We start from the raw sequence: 7,694 nt of genomic DNA on the forward strand, positions 1-7,694 counted from the left end.
GAGCGCGTAGTCTCATACCTGACCGAGGAACTGGTGCGCCGCGGTCACGAGGTGACCCTGTTTGCGTCCGGCGACTCGATTACCTCCGCGCGGTTGGTATCGGGTTTTCCACGCTCACTACGGCTGGCCGGTTTGTCGTCTTCCGGGATCGGCCCCGGGCTTCATATGCCGATGCTCGCCGACGTGTACGGCAGCGCCGATCGCTTTGACATCATTCACTCGCACATCGACTACTGGTCCTTTCCGTTCGCCCGCCTTTGCCCGACCCCGACCATCACTACGATGCATGGTCGGCTCGATGTCGAGCCACTCAAGCCCATCTATGAGCGTTTTCCCGAGATGCCGCTAGTTTCGATCAGCGATTCCCAACGCGGCCCCATGCCCTCGGCGAATTGGGTAGGTACCGCATATCATGGACTGCCGCTCGACTTTCTCAAGTTCAATCCGGACCCCGGCAAGTATCTAGCGTTCCTCGGAAGAATCTGTCCGGAAAAGCGCGTAGACCTGGCCATCGAGGTGGCGCTTAAGGCCGGCATTCCTCTGAAGATCGCGGCCAAGGTCGACGCGGTTGACGTTGAATACTTCGAAAGGCTCATCAAGCCACGCCTCTCTCCTCCGGATGTCGAGCACATCGGCGAGATCAGCGAGCACGAGAAAAGTGAGTTTCTTGGTAACTCGTTGGCGCAATTGTTCGCGATCGATTGGCCGGAACCGTTCGGGCTCGCGATGATTGAGTCATTCGCGTGCGGCGCGCCGGTCATCAGCCGCCCGTGCGGGTCGGTTCCCGAGATCGTGACCGACGGCAAGACCGGCTTCATCGCGTCGACCGTGGATGAACTGGTCGCAGCCGTGAAGCGCATCGATCAGATTTCACGGGCCGACTGCCGCGCCGAATTCGAAGCTCGCTTTAGCGTCACGCACATGGCGCAACGCTACGAAGCACTATACGCGCAGGTGATCGAGGCACGAGAAAAAGCGCTATAGGCACCCCCGCCGTTCGAGTCCCCCCGCCTCGAGTAAGTTGCGCCGTATCCTCGACCCCGAATATGCTTGGGGAACTTCCGGGGATTTTTCCGATGTTCGAAGATGAAACCGTCGATGTTAGATGCCCCAAGTGCGGGCATCTGAACACTATCCAAGTCCGCGAGTTCGAGGTCCGCGTGGAAGCGCATTTCGTCTGTGAGGGCTGCAAGACCGGTGTGAAGGTCGAAGGACACGAGTTTCACGACCGCCTCGCTCGGCTCCGCCAGGAAGTGGAAGAGCTCGAGCGCGAAGCGGGGCGCGAGTCCAAGGGAAAGCCCCGGCGCCCACGCAAGGGCGATTTCCAGATTTGAGTTCACTCACGATGGCCATCGAAGCGATCCTGTGGGACTTCGGCGGTGTCTTCACAAGCTCGCCGTTCGAGGCTTTCAATCGCTATGAAGCCCGGCGTGGCCTCCCCAAGGACTTCATTCGCAAGGTCAATTCCACCAACCACGAGTGCAACGCGTGGGCGCTTTTTGAGTGTTCTAGAATTGACGCGCAGGAGTTCGACCTCAAGTTTCTCGAAGAATCAACTGCGCTCGGCTATCCGGTACGGGGCGGAGACATCCTGCCACTCTTATCCGGCGAGCTCCGTCCGCGAATGGTGGCGGCCTTGCGCGCTTGCAAGCAACGCTTCAAGATCGGCTGCATTACCAACAACGTTATCCACTCCAATGGACCCGCAATGGCGGCGAACCCGCACGCCGCGGCGCGGGTCGCCGAAGTAATGCAGCTCTTCGATGCGATCATCGAAAGCTCCAAAACCGGCATCCGCAAGCCCAACCCGAAAGTCTACCTGATGATGTGTGACCGGTTGGGGGTGCCCCCGCGAGCCTGCGTCTACCTCGACGATTTGGGCATCAATTGCAAACCCGCGGCGCAGCTGGGCATGATCGCCATCAAAGTGGTGACCGAGGATCAGACCCTCTCCGAATTGGGACGTGTCACCGGACTCGCTTTCTAGCTCACACCGAGACGTGGGACTCTCCGACTGGATCTTTGGCTGGTTTCTCGAGTGGAGCATGAGTTCCAAGACGATTAGCCGCCAGCGGCCGCCCGCGCTTAAGGACGCGCGCGGCAAGGTGCTGGAAATCGGCTTCGGGACCGGCCTCAACCTGCCCTGCTATCCAGCGACGGTGACGAACCTTGTGGTGGTCGATCCGGAAGACCTGATGCCCAAGCGAGTCGCCGCTCGTATTTCCGCGGCACCATTTCCCGTAACGCGCGTAACGCGGAGCGCTGAACGCCTGCCGCTTGAAGACGACGCCTTCGACTGCGCCGTCAGTACCTTTACCCTATGTACTATCCCTGATGCATCGGCTGCATTGCGCGAGGTGCGGCGGGTATTGAAACGCGATGGAAGGTTTCTGTTCCTGGAACACGGGCTCAGTGAAGAACCGTCGGTCGCAAAGTGGCAGCGCCGTTTGAATCCGATCCAGCGCAGGATCGGTCGTGGATGCACACTCGACCGGCGCATCGATACACTTATCGCCGATGCCGGCCTGGAGATCACCCGCCTCGATCGCTTCCTCATCCCCGGGATGCCGCGCACGCATGCGACGATGTACCGTGGCATCGCGGCCGCGCGGAAGTGACCTCGAGAGCCCTACTTCGTATAGTCAAAACCGAGTGCTTCTCGGGAAGGAAGACCGACGAACGTTCGAAGTCGATGAACTTCGACTCGTCCTCTAACAACGCTGCTCCGGTGTTCTCGCTCCGCGGGGTCTCCTTCGCTGGCGAAATCCGCGATCGCTCCACCACACTTCGGTGATGCCGTCGTAAGTCTCGGTCTTCTGGCGGGCATCTCCAAACTGGCTTCCTCAATCTTCGGAAAACTGTACGGCCCTGGACGTTTCCTGGCATTGAGCGCCTTGGCAAAAACCGCGCACGAGCGGACCGTGGGTGTTGAGTCAGTACTCGTGAAAGTGCTTCTTAAGACGTCGGCAGGTCTTCGAACAACGTAGATCAATTCGATCGTCGGCTTTAGCTCATCGGGCTCTCGCGCCGCCGCTAGCCAGCCAATGTGGTCGACTTCATCAAGCCTTCGCGTGCTGGATTCAGCTTCGTCGACCAGCCAAAGGTTTGGGCCCGAGGTATTTTCCCGGTTCCGGTGTGAGCGCCGAAAATTTGATTACCGCCGCGGCGAGATCATTGAGATCTTGCCGCGCGCTTTCCGCCAGTTCACCTGCGGTAAAATCCGCAGATACCAGGTAGACGCTAGTCGGAACCACGATCGCGCCGAACCACGCGAGAATATCGCGCAGATGCCAATCGGCACCGAGAAAATGATGGTGCGTGGCGCCCATCGCGATGATTCCAACCGGCTTTGCCGCTAAGGCCTCGAGCGGCAGATGGTCGAGGAAATTTTTCAGCGCACCGGTAATCGATCCTCTGTATACCGGACTGGCGACTATTACTCCGTCGGCTCGGCGCACGCTCTCGACCAGCCCGGCGGTGTCGTCGCGGTACTGCTCGGGCGGGCGGCCATCCGCGAAAGCTATCCGTTGGTCCGCAAGATTTACTAGGTGAACGTCGACCCCCTGATGCGACCTCTGCGCGTTGTCAAGCAGCCACCGCGTTGCGCTAAGGAGGCGGCCCGGCGGCGTAACGCTTCCCACGATAGCCTGAAGTTTGATCGGCATTGTGCTATCCGGCCGCTTCGTGCGATGCGTGTCCTTCGCGCCGGGCGGCCTCGCGCCGCACCAGCGGGATCAGGTGGCGTCCGTAGTCGATCGCATCTTCGAGCGGATCGAATCCACGGATCAGAAAAGTCGTCACGCCGAGGTCGTAATACGCCATCAACGATTCCGCGACTTGCTCTGGCGTCCCGACCAGCGCTGTGGTGTTTCCGCGCGCGCCGGTTGCGGCTGCAACCTCGGTCCAGAGGCGCTGGTCGAGCACCTTTCCTTTCTCCGCCGCCGCCAGCAGCCGTTGCGATCCGACCGCCTGTGGCTCCTTGCGGGTCACGGCGGCCGGCGCACCGCCGCGGATCTGATGAATCTTCGCGATGATTGCACGTGCGCGATCCCAGGCGGCCGCTTCGGTCGGCGCCAGAATGGGCCTGGTCGAAAGACTGAATCTCACGGTGCGCCCATGCCGTGCCGCTGATGCCCTGACCAGCGCGATGGTTCGAGCTGCTTCTTCCAGCGGTTCTCCCCACAGGGCATAGACGTCGGCGTGCTTGCCTGCAATCGCGATCGCCGCTTCGGATGCGCCGCCGAAATAGATAGGTGGATAGGGTTTTTGCAGCGGTTTCACCTCGGGTGACGAGCGGCGGAAGCGGTAGTACTTGCCTTCGTGGTCAACGGGCTGGTCGGCTGTCCAGATGCGGCGCAGGATTTCGACGTATTCGTCGGTCCGCGCGTAACGCTCGTCGTGCGGCAGCAAGTCGCCATCCTTCGCCTGATCGCTGTCGTCGCCGCCCGAGATGATATGTACGGCCAGGCGCCCGCCGCTGAAATGATCGAGCGTCGCCAGCTTGCGAGCGGCGAGCGTCGGCGCGACGAACCCCGGACGATGCGCGAGCATCAGCTGCAGCCGCTGTGTGAGGAATGCGGCGTAGGCGGCCACCACGAATCCGTCCGCGCCGTTCGAGAAGTATCCAATCAGGATCCGATCGAATCCGGACTGCTCATGCGCCTGCGCGAAGCGGCGCACGTAGTCAACATCGATTACAGGCCCGCGCGGCGGATGAATTTCCGACGCCGGCTGTGTTCCGATCATCCCGATGAATTCGATGCCCATCGAAGTCATTCCGCTCGTGCCCCAAAGCACGCCGCAGGGCCTTCGAGCAACATAGTACGCTTCGACCAGCGCGGGTAGCCGACGCTTCGCTACTGAGTTGCCCTGCTCCTGGCAGGTCTAAAAACGGCCGGCGGCGCCGGGTTGGAAGCGCCAGCGCTCTATGCCGCCAGCGAGCTGTCGCTCGTAACCAGCAACCCGATTTTCCGACCCCGGAGCTGCTGGTGCTCGGTAGTTATGGTTTTCGTCGACTAACTGGCCGTACTTGACTCGCTTCCCGCACATTGAGTATCGCTCCATGCAAGGCCTGATCTGACGACAGGCACTTAAGTCTGCGTGCGCACCCGCCACGCCCAGGGAGTCTCCAATGAGTGACGCTGCTAATGATCCATCCGCCGACGGCGGTACCGAAGGTCTCGGTTTTGATCCCGATGCCCTCCGGGCCAAGTACCGCGAAGAGCGCGACCAGCGCATCCGCTCCGACGGCAACGAACAGTACGTTGAGGTCAAGGGTGACTTCAGCCGCTATGTAGATGATCCGTATGTAGAACCCGGCTTCACCCGCGAACCGCTGAACGAGACGTTAGAGATTGTGATCGTCGGCGGTGGCTTCGGCGGTCTGCTCGCGGGCGCACGCCTGCGCGAGGCGGGCGTGCAAGACCTTCGCATCGTCGAGAAGGGCGGCGACTTCGGCGGCACCTGGTACTGGAACCGCTATCCGGGCGCACAATGCGACATCGAGTCATACATCTATCTGCCGCTGCTCGAGGAGACTGGATACCTTCCGAAAGAAAAGTATTCCTTCGCGCCGGAAATCCTCGCGCACGCGCGCCGCATCGGCGAGAGGTACGATCTGTATCGCAGCGCTCTCTTTCAGACCCTGATCAAGGAAATCCGATGGAGCGAGGAAGAGTGTCGGTGGCTGGTCAGCACCAATCGTGATGACCTCCTGCGCGCGCGCCACGTAGTGATGTCCAACGGTCCCCTCAACCGGCCCAAGCTGCCCGGAATTCCCGGGATCGACAGTTACAAGGGGCACACCTTTCACACCAGTCGCTGGGACTACCAGTACACCGGAGGAGACACCAACGGGAATCTGCACAAGCTTGGTGACAAGCGGATGGCGGTGATCGGAACCGGCGCGACGGCGATCCAATGCGTCCCCCACCTCGCGAAACACGCTCAACATTTATTTGTGTTCCAGCGCACGCCGTCGTCCGTCGACATTCGCGGTAACAGTCCGACCGATTCCGAATGGGCCAAGGCGCTGGGTTCCGGTTGGCAAAAAAACCGGATGGACAACTTCAACACCCTGGTTTCCGGTGGAGCAGCCGACATGGACCTGGTGAACGACGGATGGACCGATATCATCCGCAACCTGGCTGCGCTCCTGCCGCGAAAAGAAGCTGACCCGGACAAGCGCCACGACATGGCCAAGATGACGGAGTTGGCGGATTTCAAGAAAATGAATCAGATCCGGGCGCGGGTCGATTCGATCGTGAAGGACGAGGCAACGGCGGAGGCGCTCAAGCCCTGGTATCGGCAGTTCTGCAAGCGCCCCACCTTCAACGATGAGTACCTGCCCGCATTCAACCGACCCAACGTGACACTGGTCGACACGCGCGGACGCGGGGTCGATCGCATCACGGAAAAGGGCCTGGTCTTCGATGGGAACGAATACGAAGTGGATTGCATCGTCTTCGCGACCGGCTTCGAGGTCGGTACCGCGTACACGCGCCGCTCGGGCTACGAGATTTACGGGCGCGGCGGCAAATCGTTGACCGAGCATTGGGGGGACGGCCTCAGGACGCTCCATGGTTTTTACAGCGCGGGCTTTCCGAACTGCTTTCACATGGGAATCACCCAGAATGCGCTTACGGCCAACTTTCCGCACATGCTCGATGAGCAATCGCGGCATATCGCGCAGCTCATCCAGCACGCCAAGCAGAATGAAGCCCGCTGCATCGAGCCAACGCCGGAAGCGGAGGCGGAGTGGGTCGCGACCATCAAGGCCAAGGCGATCAACAGCCTAAACTTCCTGACCGAGTGCACGCCTGGCTACTACAACAACGAAGGCAAGCCGACGGCAGGGACGGGTCTGGCGGGCGATAACTATGGGGGCGGTCCGATCGAGTTCTTCGCGCTCCTGAAACAATGGCGCGAAGCGGGCGACATGAAAGGTTTGAAATTCAGCTAGCTGGGAATCCACCGATTGCGCAGGAGCGATTCTTCGAAATCTGTACGGATCTACGCACGCTGCGGATCGATGGACTGATTTGCTCCAGGCGACGGGAAGCGCGCGCAGAATCATTCTGAGCGCGCAGATTCATGGTTCTGCGGAGTGGTCGCCAACGCATCTGGATCTGCGTCTTCCTAGCGAGATTGATCGTTTTCGTCGAATGGAGCTGCGTCGGGCCGGTGGCCGAACCCCGACCTCTGGTCTGGGTAAACTTCGGCAAAGGTCACCGGAGCGTTTCGGCTGCGGGCAATCTGCCGTTCGCTTCGCATCGGTGTCGCTTAATGCGGCGGCGGCCCCTTGGCTATCTTCTGCAGCGACGGGTTCATGTGGTCCCACTTGAGTGCACTCGAAGTCCAGATGTCCATGGTCGGGTGATAGCGGTTGGGATCGTCGAGACTCGTCAGGTGGATTCCAATCGCATCGGCGCGGCCGGAAATCCTTGCGAACAGGCGCGATCCGCACTCCGCGCAAAATCCCCGGCTCATCGTGTTGCCGCTGTGAGTAGGCACTGAGTGGTACTTGGGCTGACCGGTTATTGTGACCGTAGCGGAAGGCACTGCGATCGCGCTGATGAAGGGCGCACCGCTGGCTTTCTGACAATCCCGGCAATGACAATTGAAAATTGCAAGCGGCTCGGCCGAACACACGAAGCGAATCGCCCCGCACCCGCATCCTCCGGAAAACGCTTCTG

General features: G+C 60.6%; 8 protein-coding genes. 5 read left to right on the top strand and 3 right to left on the bottom strand.

All coding sequences use genetic code 11. The features are described 5' to 3' along the window. From VGI36_01495 to VGI36_01510, 4 genes are all read left to right on the top strand, one after another. A partial coding sequence (locus VGI36_01495) for a glycosyltransferase family 4 protein (protein ID HEY2483789.1) occupies nt 1-984 on the top strand: 984 nt, incomplete at its 5' end. A 92-nt stretch (nt 985-1,076) separates the two neighbouring features. Next, a complete protein-coding gene (locus tag VGI36_01500; GenBank protein HEY2483790.1) occupies nt 1,077-1,334 on the top strand; it encodes a hypothetical protein in 258 nt (85 codons plus the stop codon). Nucleotides 1,335-1,345: 11 nt separating this feature from the next. After that, on the top strand, nt 1,346-1,987 hold the full coding sequence (locus VGI36_01505; GenBank protein ID HEY2483791.1) for an HAD-IA family hydrolase: 642 nt from the start codon (nt 1,346-1,348) through the stop codon (nt 1,985-1,987). Between the two features lie 58 nt (nt 1,988-2,045). Further along, nucleotides 2,046-2,618, top strand: coding sequence for a class I SAM-dependent methyltransferase (locus VGI36_01510; protein HEY2483792.1), 573 nt, complete (start codon nt 2,046-2,048; stop codon nt 2,616-2,618). A gap of 462 nt (nt 2,619-3,080) precedes the next feature. Here VGI36_01510 and VGI36_01515 read toward each other — a convergent pair whose 3' ends face one another. Further along, nucleotides 3,081-3,665: an NAD(P)H-dependent oxidoreductase gene (locus tag VGI36_01515; protein HEY2483793.1), complete on the bottom strand. Its 585-nt coding sequence runs from the start codon at nt 3,663-3,665 to the stop codon at nt 3,081-3,083. Nucleotides 3,666-3,669: 4 nt separating this feature from the next. Beyond that, complete coding sequence (locus tag VGI36_01520) at nt 3,670-4,767, bottom strand: LLM class flavin-dependent oxidoreductase (GenBank protein HEY2483794.1); 1,098 nt, start codon at nt 4,765-4,767, stop codon at nt 3,670-3,672. 364 nt (nt 4,768-5,131) lie between these two features. On the opposite strand from VGI36_01520, the gene VGI36_01525 reads away from it, so the two are divergent. Further along, nucleotides 5,132-6,961 (top strand): NAD(P)/FAD-dependent oxidoreductase, encoded by a 1,830-nt coding sequence (locus VGI36_01525; protein ID HEY2483795.1) that lies wholly within the window; start codon nt 5,132-5,134, stop codon nt 6,959-6,961. Nucleotides 6,962-7,281: 320 nt separating this feature from the next. Here VGI36_01525 and VGI36_01530 read toward each other — a convergent pair. Further along, nucleotides 7,282-7,694 (bottom strand): GFA family protein (locus VGI36_01530; protein ID HEY2483796.1); only part of this gene is annotated, 413 nt, incomplete at its 5' end.

Source organism: Candidatus Binataceae bacterium, assembly GCA_036495685.1.
In the GTDB taxonomy this organism is placed as follows: domain Bacteria; phylum Desulfobacterota; class Binatia; order Binatales; family Binataceae; genus JAFAHS01.